Genomic DNA, 15,537 nt, shown 5'->3' with positions numbered 1-15,537 from the left:
GGGTCGTCGGGGCGGGGGCCGTCGTGGCTGCTGATCTCATCTGTCACGGACACGCTGCCAAGTGTCGCGCACCGCACCGACACCCGGCCCCGGCCCGCTCAGCGCTGGTGCTGCGGCACGTCCATCACCGCGCAGACCACCCGCCACACCTCTTTGGCGCTCCAGCCCGCCGCCAGCGCCTCGTGGACCGTACGGCCGCCGAGCTCCGACATCACGTGATCGCGGGCGAACGAGTCGGCGTAGCCCGCGCCGAAGTGGTCCGCCATCCGCTCCCAGAACACCGTCAACCGCATGATTCCCGCCTCGCACCCGCTCCGGCCTGCACGTCTCCCGGCCCGCGCCTCCCGCGCGAGCGCCCGGGAGGGCGTCCCGGCCCAGCTCCCTTCATACCGCCACGGCCGGACGAAAGGCCAGCGAGGACCGGGGCGGGCAAAGATCCGGGCGGACGGCCCCGGGCCGTGATGCCGGGCGTCGGCCCGCCCGGTCATCTGCCGTCCATCTGTCGTCCCGAGCCGGCCCGCCACACAGCGCGCCCCCGGTGACCGGATCCGATCGACGCCGAAACACTTGCTAAATTGCGCAATGATGCATTCGAATGTGCAACCGGCTCGGCACATTCGTCGTCTTCCCGGCCGGAACTGCCCTCTTCTGCCGCCGCGCAGCATGCCCCGTGACCGCCCCACCGGTCCGGCCCGTCCAAAGGATGCGAATGACAGGTCAGCGCACCGAAGCCCTCAACGGGCACGACGACCTGGCGCGGGTACCGGCCCGCCGCCGGGTACCGGGCCCCCGTCACCACGAGGACCGGCACCCGGGAGCGGACGGCATCGGGCCGGCACCCGGCCGCGGGCGGCGGGGGGTCCGGGCCGCCCTGGTGGCACTGGCTCTGACGGCCGCGGGTGCCGCGGTCGATACGGCGCTCGGCGGGCGGCCGGGCTGGGTGTGCGCGGTGGCGGCGGCGCTCGGCGCGATGCTGGCCGGAAAGGCGTGCACGCGGGCGGGCGCCTGGTGGCTGATATCCGCGCCGCCCCTGGTGGTGGCGGCGCTCACCGTGGTGTGCGAGCAGGTGGCAGGCACCACCACCGTCCAGGGCAAGGGCCTGACGACGACGGCGGTGCGCTGGGCCGTGGACGGGTTCCCGGCCATGGCGGCGGCCGAGGCGGCACTGATCGTGGTGCTGGCGATCCGGGGCATAGGGGCCGGCCGGCGCGGCGGCCGTAAGCGGAGCGGGAGGAACAGCGGTGCATGACGAGCACGGCCCCGACGGGCGGAGCGCCCGCGGAGCGGGTGGACGGGCGGCCGGCGGAACCGGTGGACGGGCCGCGCGCCGCCGGGCGGGCGACGGGCGCGCCGGACGGCGGCGCTCCCCCCTGGTCGTCGCCGGGCGGACCGCGCTCGCCCTCTCCTCGGCGCTGGTCCTCCTGGCCAGCGGGGTGTCCTGGGCGGCGTACAACTGGGTCAGCAGCGGGCTGACCACCTCCGACGCGCTCAACGCCATCGGCGGCAAGGACGCGCCCAAGCACCTGGACAACTCGGTCAACCTGCTGCTGATCGGCCTGGACTCGCGCAAGGACATGAACGGCAACGACCTGCCGCGGGAGTTCGTCAAGGATCAACTGCACGCCGGATCCAGCGACATCGGCTACTACAACACCAACACCCTGATCCTGATGCACATTCCGGCGGACGGCGGGAAGGTCACCGCGTTCTCCGTTCCGCGCGACGACTACGTGCAGACCTTCAACGGGGACGGCAGCTCCCAGGGGCACTTCAAGATCAAGGAGGCGTACGCCAACGCCTACACGGTCGCCCACGACAAGCTCTCCGCCCAAGGGGTCAAGGGTGCTGACCTGGAGAGCCGGAGCCGGGAGGCCGGCCGGGAGGCGACCCTGGCGACCGTCCAGAACTTCCTCCAGGTGCCGATCGACCACTTCGCCGAGGTCAATCTGCTGGGCTTCTACGACATCGCCAAGGTGCTCCAGCCGATCGAGGTGTGCCTGAAGCACCCGGTCAAGGACCGCTATTCGGGCGCCGACTTCCCGGCCGGGCACCAACAGCTCGACCCCAAGCAGGCGCTGGCGTTCGTCCGGCAGCGGCACGGCCTGGACGGCGGTGACCTGGACCGGACCCACCGCCAGCAGGCGTTCATCTCCTCGGTGACCCACAAGCTGAAGAGCCAGGGGGTCTTCACGGACCTGGGCAAGCTCCAGGGGCTGCTCGACGTGGTGAAGAAGGACCTGGTCATCGACAGCAAGTTCGACGTCCTGGACTTCGCCCAGCAGGCCACCAACCTGACCGGCGGGAACGTGGTGTTCCACACCCTGCCGATCGCCGGGTTCGCCACCCGCAACCGCGAGTCCGTCAATCTTGTGGACGAGGCGAAGATCCGGTCCCTCGTGCAGTCGCTGATCGGCGAGAAGTCCGGTTCCGGGGGCGGCTCGGGCGACGGCACGCCGTCGCCGGCCACGAAGGCCGCCCCGGCGACCGTGGACGTGCTCAACGGGTCGGGCGGGACGAAGAAGGGGGCGGCGGCCGAGGAGCTCAAGGCGCTGACCGGCCTCGGCTACACCGCGGGCAGCACGGGCAACGCCGCGCTCCGGCAGCGGACCACGGTCCTCTACGGGTCCGGTGCCCGGGAGGCCGCCCAGCAGATCGCCGACCGTCTGCACACCGCGACGCCGGTCTCCTCGGCCTCGGTGCCCGCCGGACGCGTCCAGGTCATCCTCGGCACCGACTTCACGGCCCCGCCCGCCGCCGGGGCGAACACCCCGCCGGCGAAGCCCGCGGACGAGCCCGCATCGGGCAGTTCTCCGTCGTCCGCCCCGTCCGACAACGCCTTCGCCGGCGACTCCGTCAAGGAGGGCGGCATCCCCTGCGTCAACTGACGCCCGGAGAGCCGCCGGTGGCACCGGTGACCGCCGGACCCCCCGGCCGTCACCGGGACACCGCCGGCACCGGCGGCCGTACGGGCCGGGGGCGCGCCGCCTAGACTGGCCCGACCGGGGGCGACGAACGGGGAGAGCCGCAGTGGTGGAGAGCATCGAGGGCGCGGGGCAGGGAACGGGCGCGGTGGCCGACCCGTCCCCCGAGGTGCTGGCCGAGGCGGCCGCCCTGTTCGGGCTGCTGGCCTCGCCCCCGCGGCTGCACATCGTCTGGGCGCTGGCCCAGGGCGAGAGCGACGTCAGCGGACTGGCCGAACGCGTCGGCGGCGCCCTGCCCGCCATCAGCCAGCACCTGTCCAAACTCAAACTGGCCGGCCTGGTCCGCTCCCGCCGCGAGGGCCGCCGGGTCGTCTACGTCGTCGACGACCCGGGCACCGTGGCGATGATGCGCACCCTCGTCGACCAGCTCACCGCCCGCGAGGCGTACACCGCGCCGGCCGGGCTCCGCCGCCTGGGCGGCTGAGCGGCGGCCGCGCGCCGGAGCGGCGGACGCCGGAAGGAGCGAGAGATGGCGGAATCCCGGGTGCGGTGGCGGTGGTTGGTGCTGCCCGGCGCCGCCCTGGCGCTCTGGGCCATGACGCATACGGGCCGGCACACCGACCCGGGCGCCGCGCCGGGCCCGTCCCCCACGTCGTCCGCCACTGCCTCCGCCACACGGGGCGCTGCCCCGTCCGCGTCGCCCGGTGGTGGTGACCCGGCGCCGCGGGCGGACGGGACCTACGACCCGGCCGACTGCGCCGCCGCGGTGCGCAAGTACGCGGCGGCCGCCGGCATCCACCCCAGGTTGCTGATGGCGATCCTCTACAACGAGGCGTACAAGCCGCACGACCCGGCACTGGAGCGGGCCTGGCAGCGCTACAAGCCCGACGCCGCGTTCGGGATCGCCAACATGCACCGGGCCGCCTTCGACGAGGTCAAGCGCGGCCGGGACTTCGCCGGGCGGTCGTGGGAGGAGTTGCCCGACGACCGGAACCTCGCCGTGGAGGCGGCCGCGTGGTACCTCCACGACCTGGACCGCCGGCTGCCGTCGGACCGGCCCGCCCGGCTCTCGCGCGACGACCTGCTGGCCCTGGGTTACAACGCCGGCGCCGGCAACATGCTCGCCTTCGCCCGCGGCACCGCGCCGGGCGCGCAGGCCGGCTCCTACCTGGACCGGCTGCACGACAACTGGGACCGGGCCGGGCGGGCCGTCGCCATGTGACAGAACCGCAGAACGGTGACAGAACGGCGACAGGATGGCGTCAGGACACGGTGCCGGTGCCCTCTTGACGCCCTCTCAGCCGCATACTTCAAGCATTGCGCAAGGCAGGGAACCTTGCCGGTTTCCTCGGCGTTGTAGCCCACGGACGCCTGATGCCGGGAACGTTATGGAGGAGCTCATGGGCGTGGCCCTGACCAAGGGCGGCAATGTGTCGCTCAGCAAACAGGCCCCGGGTCTGACCGCCGTCCGGGTGGGGCTGGGCTGGCAGGTCGCAGCCACCGCGGGGACCGGCCACGACCTGGACGCCAGCGCGCTGCTGTGCGGCGCGTCCGGCGCGGTCCTCTCCGACCAGCACTTCGTCTTCTTCAACAACCTCACCAGCCCCGACGGCTCGGTGCGGCACTCCGGGAGCCGCCCCACCGGCGAGGACCGGGAGCAGATCGAGGTGGATCTGGCGGCGGTCCCCGCGGAGGTCGCCAAGATCGTCTTCCCGGTCTCGATCTACGAGGCCGAGCAGCGCCGGCAGAATTTCGGCCAGCTCGGCAGCGCCTACATCCGCGTGGTCGACCAGGCCGGCGGCGCCGAGCTGGCCCGTTTCGACCTCTCCGGCCAGGCCGCCACCGAGACCGCCATGGTCTTCGGCGAGCTGTACCGCCACGGCACGGACTGGAAGTTCCGCGCCATCGGCCAGGGCTACGCCTCCGGGCTCGCCGGCATCGCGCAGGACTACGGCGTCGACGTACTGCGCGCCGACCCGGCCCCCACAGCACCCACCGGCCGCACCGCCCCGCCGGCACCGCCCACGCCCACGGCGACATCCGTGGCCGTGGCGTCCGCCGCCGGAGCGGCCCCGTCCGGATCGGGCCCCACCTCGGCCACCTCACCGCAACCGACAGGAAGTTCCGACATGACCTGCTTCTTCGACCCCAACCACGGCCCCGGGATGACGCCCGTGATGTGGTCCCCGCAGTGGGGCGTGCCGCGGCAGATCCAGACCTGCGGCGGCTGCGCGCAGCGGGTGCAGACCACCACACCGCCCTTCTACACCCCGGCTCAGGCCGGCTATCCGCAGCCGACCCAGCAGGGGTACCCGCAGCAGGCGCAGGCGGGCTATCCCCAGCAGGGCTACCCGCAGCAGCCCCAGCAGGGCGGCGGCCGGCGCTTCGGCACCGGTGCGCTGATCGGCGCCGGTGCCGCCGGCCTGGTGGGCGGCGCGCTGCTGAACGAGGCGTTCGACGACGACGAGCCCGAGGTGGTCGTCAACAACTACTACGAGGGCGACGACTACTGACGGCCCGCCGCACGGCGTGACCGCCCTCGCGCCCGGCCGCGCCCCGTGGCGTCCGGCCGGGCGCCGACGCGCGCGGGCTACCGCGGCGCGATCCGCACCACCCCGGTGACGGTGCCCTGCCACCACACCCCGCCGGCCGTGGCGTTGCCCGCCATCTGCAAGGTGTCGAAGAGGAAGCCGGTCCCCAGGCGGCGCCGGCCCGCCACCCGGCCGGTCCCCGCGTCCACGGCCAGGAAGTCGTAGCGGTCCAGGATGCCGATGCGCGCCGGGTCGAGGATCCCGGTGCGCTCGACGGTGTAGAGCATGCCGTCCGCGACCGACAGCTTGGGCACCGCCGCCGAGCGGATCCCGGCGTTCCAACGGATCGCGCAGCCGCTGCCGTCAGGGGCGATGTCGACCCGAGTGAGTCCGCCGCCGAACGGCGCGTCCGCGGGCTCGGCGGGGCCCGCGCCGTCCGGCACCGCCGGGTACGGATAGCCGTAGGTGCTCGCGACGTACACGCTGTTGCCGGCCCCGATGGGCGAGTTCTCGGTGCCGCTCCCGTTGGGGTCGAGGACCGGGATGCGGCACACGATGCGGTCGTCCTCGGTGGCCACCACGATGAGGTGCTCCTGAGGGGCGGCGTTGTCGGTGATGGCCAGGTATTCCGAGCCGGTGCGCGGCCCGAAGAACGTCGGGGTGGCCCCCGTCCCATGGCTGAGCTGCCCCGGTTTGCGGGCCGGCCCGCGGTCGTAGGCCCGCCGCCACACCACCCGCGGCGTCCCGTCCGCGCCCGTGCGCAGCAGGTACAGCGCGTGGTCGGTGGCCACCGCGGCGCCCTCGGGCGCGGTGGAGAGGGAGTTGGCCACCGCCTCGCCGAGGGCCGCGGTCCGCACCGTCCCCGTCGTGGTGTCCACGGTGCCGACACGGCCGTGCGCGGTCGCGAACCACACCCGCCCCCGCCAGTCTGGCGAGAGCCCGACCACGCCGTCCCCGGAGGGCACGGCACCGGTCAGCGGCGTCCGCTCGACGGTCTTCAGTTCCCAGCCGCCGCCCGGCGTCCGGACGTGGGCGATCCGCAGCAGCGTACCGGAGCCGTCGGCGACCACGAGCCGGTCCCGCTCGTCCAGATAGCTGTATATGCCGCCCAGTACACCGGACTTGACGAGTTTCAGCTCGGCCAGCGGGGCGCCGGTCGCCGGATCGAGGAGACGGACGTGCGGCGCCCGGTCGAAGATGCCGGTGCAGACGGCCACCGGATAGCCGTCCCGGCCGGCCAGCACGGTCGGGCAGGCGGACCGCAGCGGAGTGCGGTGGACGGCGACCGCACCGGTCCCCGGGCCGCGGCGGGGCGTGGTGTCCGAGGAGGCGGTGTCGCCGTGCATGGCCCCGGCCCCGCCTGCGGCGAGGTACGGGTTGGCGGGCGGGGCGGCGGCCCGCGCGGGCCCCGCCGTGCCGAGGACGACGGCCAGGGCGGCGGCGAGCGCGAGGACGCGGGTGCTGCGCAGGGGCATGGATGGGCTCCAGGGGTCGGGAAGGGGGAGGGTGCACACCGTCGGCCGGTGGCGTCGGCGGCGCGGGCGGGACCGGCGCCCATGCGGGCCGCACGGGACGGCGTCGGCAGTACGGGACGGCGGCTCGCCAACCACCTGATCGGGACGGCGGGTTGGCGCCCGCCCCGATGGCCGACGCCGGGACCACCGGCGTCCGGGGCGACTGGGGTGACCGGACCGGCTCCCGTATCGCGGGCGGTGGCCGGGCGCAGTGGTCCGGCTGAGGCCGGGACGAACACGACCGAAAGGGACGAACGGGTCAGAGTCGGCGGCCCGCCGGACGACACACCGCGGAGGCGAGCCGTGCGAGGTCCAGGAACAGGCGCCGGTGCAGCGGGAGTTGACTCCTCACGCGCGGCATTGCAGCATGCGCGCCGCGAACCCGCAATCCCCGTCCACCCCTGGAGACGCCCGCGCGACCGGCCGCGGAGATCGTCAACCGCATGACTCCAGGGTCCCGCCCTGGGAGGGCACCGGGCCCGGTGCCCGTACCGCAGCGGGATCTGCCCCCTACGGTCGGGCCATGGCCGAAAATGCAAGCCCCCCAGCGACCCCTCTGGCGCGCGCCGAGCACTTCGTCTGGCTGACCGCCCGGTTGCTGGAGCAGCGCCTCTTCGCGTACCACTTCCTCGGCGGCGGCGCGGACCCGGTCGAGACCGCGCTCACCGCGTACCGCAACGACGACGACGGCTACGGCCACGCCCTGGAACCCGACCTGCGCGGCCCGGTCAGCCAGCCGCTGCACACCGCGCACGCGCTGAAGGTCCTGGACCGCATCGGGCGGTGCGACGGCCGCCGGGTGGAGCGGATCTGCCGCTACCTGACGCGGATCTCGACCCCGGACGGGGCGCTGCCGGCGGTGCACCCCTCCTTGCGCGGCTACCCGGCCGCGCCCTGGATCCCCGTGGTGGACGCCCCGCCCAGCGCGCTGCTGGCGACCGGCCCGGTGGTGGGGCTGCTGCACCGCAACCAGGTATGGCACGCCTGGCTGTTCCGGGCCACGGACTACTGCTGGGCGACCGTGGAGTCCCTGGAGCGGACCCATCCCTACGAGGCCGCGGCGGCGGTGGCGTTCCTGGATGGTGCCCCGGACCGGCCGCGCGCGGCCGCGGCGGCGCGGCGGCTGGGCCGGCTGGTACGGGAGCAGGGGCTGGTCGTACTGGACCCGGAGCGGGCGGACGAGGCCGCGGTACCGCAGGGGTACGCCCCCGGGGAGCACCACTTCGCCTACGACTTCGCGGCCGCGCCCGATTCACTGGCCCGCGGCTGGTTCACCGACCAGGAGATGGACCGGGCCCTGGACCACCTCGTCGCGCTCCAGGGGGAGGACGGCGGATGGCCCGTCAACTGGCGCCTCTGGGCGCCCGGTACGGAGCTGGAGGGCCGCCCGATGGTCACCTTGGAGGCGCTGCTGACACTCCGGGCATACGGGCGGCCACTGGGCTGACGGGCGGGTGACCGCGCCGCCGGCCCCGCGGCGGCCCGTCGAAGCGGTCACCCGCCCAGGGCACGCACCCCCGCGGTGACGGCCACCGCGACGGCGACTATCAGCAGGAACGGGGCGCGCAGCAGCAGCGCCACGACGACGGCGGCGACCCCGGCGGCCTTGGCGTCCAGCATCAGGTGCCGGCCGTCGCTGAAGGTCTGCTGGGCGGTCAGCGCGGCCAGCAGGGCCACCGGGAGCAGCGCGGCCAGCCGCTTGACGAGGGGGCGTTCCAGGACGCCAGCGGGCGCCGACAGGCCGAGGAATTTGACCAGGTAGCAGCCGACGGCGGTGACGCCGATCGAGATCCAGATGTTCATGCCCGGTCCTCCCCCGCAGTGGCGCGGTCCGCGTCGGCCCGCTCCTGTGGCGACGGCCCGGCGGGGGCCGTCTCCCGTGGGGCGGACGTCCGCCGCCTCCGCCCCTGGACGGCGAGGACCGCGGGCGCGGCGAGCGCCGCGAGCAGCACCGGCACGCCCGCCGGCAGGACCGGCAGCGTCACCATGAGCAGCAGTACGGCGAGGCCGGCCGTGCACCGTTCCACGGCGGTCCGCAGCATCGGCGCGAGCAGCGCCACGAAGACCGCGGGGACGGCCGCGTCCAGGCCCCAGGCGGCGGTGTCGCCGAGCGCCCGGGCCCCCAGGGCGCCGACGAGCGTCGTGAGGTTCCACAGGACGTACAGCGACAGACCGGTGACGGTGAAGCCCAGCCGCGCGCTGCGTCGGCCGGGCTGGGCCAGGGTGACGGCGGCGGTCTCGTCGATGACCCAGTGGGCGGCCAGCGGCCGGGCCGCGCCCCGGTAGCCGAGGACGGCGGAGAGCCGCAGCCCGTAGAAGGCGTTGCGGACGCCCAGGAAGAGGGCGCCGGCCGCGGCGGTGAACGGGTTGCCGCCCGCGGCGAGCGCGCCCACCAGGGCGAACTGTGAGGCCCCGGTGAAGACCAGGAGGCTCAGGGCACCGCTCTGCCACAGGGAGAGCCCGGCGCCGGCGGCCGTCACACCGAAGGCGAAGCCGGACAGCCCCACGGCGACGCCGACGCCGAGCGCGTCCCGGATGACGGCGGCGTCGGGCCGCTCCGCCACGGGCGGTGGTTCGCCATGGGCCCCGGTGCCTGGTCGTTCCACGGCGCGGACCCGGGCGGTGCGTATCTCCGCGCGCTGTACGGGATCGGTCCCCGCCGCCACGGGCACGGGGTGCGCTGTCTCTGCGGTCGCTGCGCTGTCTGCGTGTTCTGCCACGCCCCGGAGGCTAGGAGGCGGCCTCCCCCACGGTCTTGTACGTTCTTGCGCCCGCCGCGCGCTCCCGCCGGTACGCGCCCGGCGGCACCCCGACGATCCGGGTGAAGTGCCGGTTCAGGTGCGGCTGGTCGGTGAACCCGACCGACACGGCCGCCTCGGAGGGCGGGGTGCCGGCCTCCAGGAGCAGCCGCGCCCGCCGCACCCGGGCGTCGGTGAGCCAGGTGTGCGGCGGCATCCCGTACACGGCCCGGAAGGCCCGCAGCAGCGCGAACGGCCCGGTACCCAGCTCCGAGGCGAGTTCCTCCAGGGTGGGCGGATCGGCCATCCGCTCCTCCAGGACGGTGCGGGCCCGGGCGGCGGTACGGGCGCCCGCCGACGGGGCGACGCGGGACGGCAGCGCGCCCCCATGGCCGCGCAGCAGACGGGCCACGACGCCGCGCAGCAGGCTGTCGGCGGCCAGCGTGTTGCCGGCCTCGGCGGCCCGGTGGACACCGGCGATCAGCCGGGCGACGCCGGGCTCGTCGGCGACGGTCCGGACGAAGCCCGCGGTGCCGCGCAGCCCGGTGGTCTCCCGGGCGATCCCGGCGACGAGTTCCGCAGAGGGGTAGAGCGTGGCGTAGGCCCAGCCCTCGGGGGCGCCGGCCTGTGCAGTGTGCGGCACCTCCGGATTGATCATCACGATGGCGCCGGGGCCCGCCCGGACGACACCGTCCCGCAGGCCGATCGCCTCGATCCCGGAGGTGACCGCGCACAGCACATAGCCGTCGTGGGCGTGGCGCGGGAAGGAGTGCCGGACGTAGCGGGCGCGCAGCAGGTCGAGGCCGGGCAGCCCGGGGTGGTGCCAGTGGCGCGCCCACTCGTCGCGGGCCCGCGGCGCGGTCCGCGCACCCTCCGCGTCGATCATGGCCATGCCCTCATTGTGCGGGTGCCGGGCGGCCGGGCGGCGGGGCGTCCGCACCCTGGACGGCCGCGGGGCCGGTCCGCGGCGCGGCTCCGGCCGGCTCCGGACCGATTGTCAGTGGTCCGGTGCACGATGGGGAACATGACCGAGGCAGCGCTCGATTCGTTCTCGCCCGCGACCCGCGGCTGGTTCGCCGGGGCGTTCAGCGCGCCCACCGCCGCGCAGGAGGGCGCCTGGCGGGCCATCGCCGCGGGCTCCGACGTCCTGGTGGTGGCGCCGACGGGCTCCGGCAAGACGCTGGCCGCGTTCCTGGCGTCGCTGGACGCGCTGGCGAGCACCCCGCCGCCGGCCGAGCCCAAGAAGCGCTGCCGGGTGCTGTACGTCTCGCCCCTGAAGGCCCTCGCGGTCGACGTGGAGCGGAATCTGCGCAGCCCGCTGACGGGGATCCGCCAGGAGTCGGTCCGCCTCGGGCTGCCGGAGCCGGACCTCCGCGTCGCCATCCGCTCCGGCGACACCCCGGCCGCCGAGCGCCGCGCGCTGGCCACCCGCCCGCCGGACATCCTCATCACCACGCCCGAGTCGCTGTTCCTGATGCTGACCTCCGCCGCCCGGGAGGCGCTGGCCGGCGTCGAGACAGTCATCCTGGACGAGGTGCACGCGGTCGCCGGCACCAAGCGCGGCGCCCATCTGGCGCTGTCCCTGGAGCGGCTAGACGAGCTGCTCGACCGCCCGGCACGCCGGATCGGGCTCTCCGCGACGGTCCGCCCGGTGGCGGAGGTGGCGCGCTATCTGTCGCCGCGGCGCCGGGTGGAGATCGTCCAGCCGCCTTCCGGCAAGCGGTTCGACCTCTCGGTGGTCGTCCCGGTGGAGGACATGGGAAAGCTCGGCAGCGCCCCCGTCCAGGAGGGCGAGACGGGCGAGAAGCCGTCCATCTGGCCGCAGGTCGAGGAGCGGATCGCCGATCTCGTCCAGGCCCACCGCTCCACGATCGTCTTCGCCAACTCCCGCCGCCTCGCCGAGCGTTTGTGCAACCGCCTCAACGAGATCGCCTACGAGCGCGCCATGGGCGAGCCGCTTCCGGAGCACCACTCTCCCGCCGAGCTGATGGCCGAGGCCGGCGCTGCCAGGGGCGCCCCGCCGCTGCTGGCCCGCGCCCACCACGGCTCGGTGTCCAAGGAGCAGCGGGCCCTTGTGGAGGAGGATCTCAAGGCCGGCCGGCTGCCGGCGGTGGTCGCCACGTCCAGTCTGGAGCTGGGCATCGACATGGGCGCCGTCGACCTGGTCGTCCAGGTGGAGTCGCCGCCGTCGGTGGCCTCCGGTCTCCAGCGGGTGGGCCGGGCCGGCCACCAGGTCGGCGCGGTGTCCAAGGGCATCGTCTTCCCCAAGTACCGCGGCGATCTGGTGCAGGCCGCGGTGGTCACCGAACGGATGCGCTCGGGCGCCATCGAGGCGCTGCGGGTGCCCGCCAATCCGCTGGACGTGCTGGCCCAACAGCTGGTCGCGATGGCCGCGTTGGACACCTGGGACGTCGAGGAGATGCTCGCGGTGGTCCGCCGGGCGGCCCCGTTCACCGCGCTCCCGGAGTCCGCCTTCACCGCCGTGCTGGACATGCTCGCCGGGCGCTATCCGTCCGACGCCTTCGCCGAGCTGCGCCCGCGCCTGGTCTGGGACCGCGTCGCGCAGACCGTCACCGGCCGCCCCGGTGCCCAGCGGCTGGCCGTCACGTCCGGCGGCACGATCCCGGACCGCGGGCTGTTCGGCGTCTTCCTCGCCGGCGAGAGCTCCGCCAAGGGCGGCGGGAGACGGGTCGGAGAGCTCGACGAGGAGATGGTCTACGAATCCCGCGTGGGCGACGTCTTCACCCTCGGCACGACGTCCTGGCGCATCGAGGACATCACCCGCGACCGCGTCCTGGTCACCCCCGCCCCCGGGGTGCCCGGCCGGCTGCCGTTCTGGAAGGGCGACCAGCTCGGCCGCCCGCTCGAACTGGGCCGCGCGCTGGGCGCGTTCCTCCGGGAGATCGGTGCGCTCTCCCCCGGGGACGCCGGCGCCCGGCTCACAGCCGCCGGGCTCGACGGCCGGGCGGTCTCCAACGTCCTGGCCTATCTCGCCGAGCAGCGCCAGTCCTGCGGCCATGTCCCGGACGACCGCACCATCGTCGTCGAGCGCTTCCGGGACGAGCTGGGCGACTGGCGCGTCGTCATCCACTCCCCCTTCGGCGCGCAGGTGCACGCCCCCTGGGCACTGGCCCTGGGCGCCCGCCTCGCCGAGCGCTACGGCCTGGACGCCCAGGTGATGCACGCCGACGACGGCATCGTGCTGCGGCTCCCGGACGCCGACCTGATGGGCCTGGACCTCCTCGACGGCGACGGCGGCTTCGGCGCCGCGGACCGCGCGGAGTACGACCCCGAGCAGTCCCCGGTGGGCGCCGCCGACGTGGTCTTCGAGCACGGCGAGGTCGACCAGCTCGTCACGGACCAGGTCGGCGGCTCCGCGCTGTTCGCCTCCCGTTTCCGGGAGTGCGCGGCCCGTGCCCTGCTGCTGCCCCGCCGCAGCCCCGGCAAGCGCACCCCGCTGTGGCAGCAGCGCCAGCGCGCCGCCCAACTCCTCCAGGTGGCCAGTGAGTTCGGCTCGTTCCCGATCGTCCTGGAGGCGGTCCGCGAGTGCCTCCAGGACGTCTTCGACGTCCCCGGTCTGACGGAGCTGATGGCCGACATCGAGGCCCGCCGGGTCCGCCTGGTGGAGGTCACGACCCCGGAGCCGTCCCCGTTCGCCCGCTCCCTGCTCTTCGGCTATGTCGCCCAGTTCCTCTACGAGGGCGACTCCCCGCTCGCCGAGCGCCGCGCCGCCGCGCTGTCCCTGGACTCCCGGCTGCTGGCCGAGCTGCTGGGCCGGGCCGAGCTGCGCGAGCTGCTGGACGCCCGGGTGCTGGCGGAGCTGGAGGCCGAGCTGCAGTGGCGCACCGAGGACCGCCGCGTCAAGGACGTCGAGGGCGTCGCCGACGTCCTGCGGCTGCTCGGGCCGCTGACCGACGCCGAGCTGGCCGAGCGCGGCGCGGAGCCGGCCTGGGCCGCGGAGCTGGCCGCCGCCCGGCGCGCCATCCGGGTGCGGATCGCCGGCGCCGAGCACTGGGCCGCCGTCGAAGACGCCGGCCGGCTCCGGGACGCCCTGGGCACCGCACTCCCGGTCGGCGTCCCCGAGTCGTTCACCGAACCGGTCAAGGACCCGCTGGGCGATCTGCTGTCCCGTTATGCCCGCACCCACGGCCCGTTCACCTCCGAGCAGGCCGCCGCCCGCTTCGGCCTCGGCACCGCCGTCACCGACGGCGCCCTGCACCGCCTGGCCGCCGCCGGCCGTCTCGTCCAGGGCGAGTTCCACCCGGAGGGCATCGGCCAGGAATGGTGCGACGCCCAGGTGCTGCGCCGGCTGCGCCGCCGCTCGCTGGCCGCGCTGCGCGAGGAGCTGGAGCCGGTGCCGCCCGCCGCGCTGGCCGCCTTCCTCCCCCAGTGGCAGCACGTCGGCGCGCCGCGCCCGGCACCGGCCGCCGGTGCGCCCGCGCCACCGGTCGCCGCCTCCGCCTCCGGACTGCGCGGCATCGACGGCCTGGTCCGCGCCGTCGAGCAGCTCCAGGGCGCCCCGGTGCCGGCCTCCGCCCTGGAGAAGCTGATCCTGCCGTCCCGGGTCGGCGGCTACACCCCGGCCCTGCTGGACGAGCTGACCGCCACCGGCGAGGTGCTCTGGGCCGGCGCCGGCGCGCTGCCCGGCAAGGACGGCTGGCTCTCCCTCCATCTCGCCGACGCCGCGCCGCTGCTGCTCCCGCCCCCGCTGCCCCTGGAGCTCTCCGCGCTGCACGAGTCGCTGCTCGCCGCCCTCGCCCCCGGGTACGGCCTGTTCTTCCGGCAGATCGCCGACCAGGTCCGCGCCACCACCCACCCGGACGCCACCGATCCGCAGCTCGCCGACGCCCTGTGGGAGCTGGCCTGGTCGGGCCGGCTCACCAACGACACCCTGGCCCCGCTGCGCGCCCTGCTGGGCTCGGGCCGTACCGCGGGCTCCACGGCCCACCGCGCCCGCCGCGCCGTCCCCCGGGGCCGGTACGGCACGCTGACCGCGGCCGCCCGCCCCACGGCCTCCCGCTCCGGCCCGCCGACGGTCGGCGGCCGCTGGTCGCTGCTGCCCGCCCCCGAGCCCGATCCGACCCACCGCGCCCACGCCCTGGCCCGTACGCTCCTGGACCGGCACGGCATCGTCACCCGCGGCGCGGTCGCCGCCGAGGGGGTCGCCGGCGGCTTCTCCGCCGCGTATCGCGTGCTGTCCGTCTTCGAGGAGTCCGGGCAGGCCCGCCGTGGCTATGTCGTCGAGGGGCTGGGCGCCGCCCAGTTCGCGATGGACGGCGCGGTGGACCGGCTGCGCGCGATCAGTACCCAGCGCGAGCGCGGCGCCGACGCCCCGTTCCCGGAGGGCGGCCCGGGGCAGCCCCGCCGCGGCGGGCCACCGCGCGCCCTGGTCCTTGCCGCCGCCGACCCTGCCAACGCCTACGGCGCCGCCCTGTCCTGGCCCGAGCCGCCCGAGGGGGCCACCCACAAACCGGGCCGCAAGGCGGGCTCCCTGGTCGTCCTGGTCGACGGCGAGCTGGCGCTCTATCTGGAGCGCGGCGGCAAGACCCTGCTGATATGGCCCCTGAGCCCCGACCCTGCCGAGGCCGCCGCCGACGCCCGTCTCCGCTCCGCCGTGGAAGCCCTCACCGACGCCGCCCGGGCCGGCGCCGTCGGCACCCTCACCACCGAGCGCATCAACGGCACCGCCGCCCTCACCTCCCCCTTCGCGCCGGTCCTGGAGGCCGCGGGCTTCCACCCGACACCTAGGGGCCTGCGGCTGCGCGGCTGACCCAGGCAGCGGCGGGCACCGGTCCGGGACGAGCAGGGCCGGGTCGGGCACGCCCGCCCGGCG

The 15,537-nt window shown here is 75.3% G+C and carries 11 protein-coding genes and 1 pseudogene; 7 read left to right on the top strand and 5 right to left on the bottom strand.

The genetic code is table 11. The annotated features are described in order from the left end of the window. Positions 1–98: 98 nt before the first annotated feature. Positions 99–293, bottom strand: coding sequence for a DUF3046 domain-containing protein (locus tag B073_RS0111375; RefSeq protein ID WP_018538218.1), 195 nt, complete (start codon positions 291–293; stop codon positions 99–101). Between the two features lie 416 nt (positions 294–709). On the opposite strand from B073_RS0111375, the gene B073_RS0111370 reads away from it, so the two are divergent. The 5 genes and pseudogenes from B073_RS0111370 to B073_RS47750 all read left to right on the top strand — a co-directional run. Next, the gene (locus B073_RS0111370; RefSeq protein ID WP_018538217.1) at positions 710–1,249 is read left to right on the top strand and encodes a DUF6542 domain-containing protein; all 540 of its coding nucleotides are present in this window, start codon (positions 710–712) and stop codon (positions 1,247–1,249) included. Further along, positions 1,242–2,885, top strand: a complete 1,644-nt coding sequence (locus B073_RS0111365; RefSeq protein ID WP_018538216.1) for an LCP family protein — start codon at positions 1,242–1,244, stop codon at positions 2,883–2,885. Before B073_RS0111370 ends, B073_RS0111365 begins: the two co-directional genes overlap by 8 nt. A gap of 142 nt (positions 2,886–3,027) precedes the next feature. Beyond that, on the top strand, positions 3,028–3,405 hold the full coding sequence (locus B073_RS0111360) for an ArsR/SmtB family transcription factor (RefSeq protein WP_018538215.1): 378 nt from the start codon (positions 3,028–3,030) through the stop codon (positions 3,403–3,405). A 45-nt stretch (positions 3,406–3,450) separates the two neighbouring features. Further along, a complete protein-coding gene (locus B073_RS0111355) occupies positions 3,451–4,143 on the top strand; it encodes a hypothetical protein (RefSeq protein WP_018538214.1) in 693 nt (230 codons plus the stop codon). 178 nt (positions 4,144–4,321) lie between these two features. Further along, positions 4,322–4,885, top strand: a pseudogene (locus B073_RS47750) (TerD family protein); the annotation flags it as partial. Positions 4,886–5,511: 626 nt separating this feature from the next. Here the strand turns inward: B073_RS47750 and B073_RS0111345 are convergent. Then, a complete protein-coding gene (locus tag B073_RS0111345) occupies positions 5,512–6,927 on the bottom strand; it encodes a hypothetical protein (RefSeq protein ID WP_018538212.1) in 1,416 nt (471 codons plus the stop codon). Positions 6,928–7,489: 562 nt separating this feature from the next. On the opposite strand from B073_RS0111345, the gene B073_RS0111335 reads away from it, so the two are divergent. Further along, positions 7,490–8,413: a hypothetical protein gene (locus B073_RS0111335; protein ID WP_018538210.1), complete on the top strand. Its 924-nt coding sequence runs from the start codon at positions 7,490–7,492 to the stop codon at positions 8,411–8,413. 47 nt (positions 8,414–8,460) lie between these two features. Here B073_RS0111335 and B073_RS0111330 read toward each other — a convergent pair whose 3' ends face one another. The 3 genes from B073_RS0111330 to B073_RS0111320 all read right to left on the bottom strand — a co-directional run bounded on the left by B073_RS0111330 (position 8,461) and on the right by B073_RS0111320 (position 10,596). After that, entirely contained in the window at positions 8,461–8,769 is a 309-nt protein-coding gene (locus B073_RS0111330; RefSeq protein ID WP_018538209.1) for an AzlD domain-containing protein, read from the bottom strand. Next, entirely contained in the window at positions 8,766–9,572 is an 807-nt protein-coding gene (locus tag B073_RS0111325) for an AzlC family ABC transporter permease (RefSeq protein WP_051093987.1), read from the bottom strand. Before B073_RS0111325 ends, B073_RS0111330 begins: the two co-directional genes overlap by 4 nt. A gap of 124 nt (positions 9,573–9,696) precedes the next feature. Then, entirely contained in the window at positions 9,697–10,596 is a 900-nt protein-coding gene (locus B073_RS0111320; RefSeq protein ID WP_018538207.1) for an AraC family transcriptional regulator, read from the bottom strand. 132 nt (positions 10,597–10,728) lie between these two features. Here B073_RS0111320 and B073_RS0111315 point away from each other — a divergent pair, with 132 nt between their 5' ends. Continuing rightward, on the top strand, positions 10,729–15,474 hold the full coding sequence (locus tag B073_RS0111315) for an ATP-dependent helicase (protein WP_018538206.1): 4,746 nt from the start codon (positions 10,729–10,731) through the stop codon (positions 15,472–15,474). The last annotated feature ends 63 nt before the right edge of the window (positions 15,475–15,537 follow it).

This window comes from Streptomyces sp. MspMP-M5 (assembly GCF_000373585.1).
GTDB lineage: Bacteria > Actinomycetota > Actinomycetes > Streptomycetales > Streptomycetaceae > Streptomyces.
The sequence above is the reverse complement of the archived record's forward strand: the minus strand, read 5'-3'. Positions and strand labels throughout refer to the sequence as shown.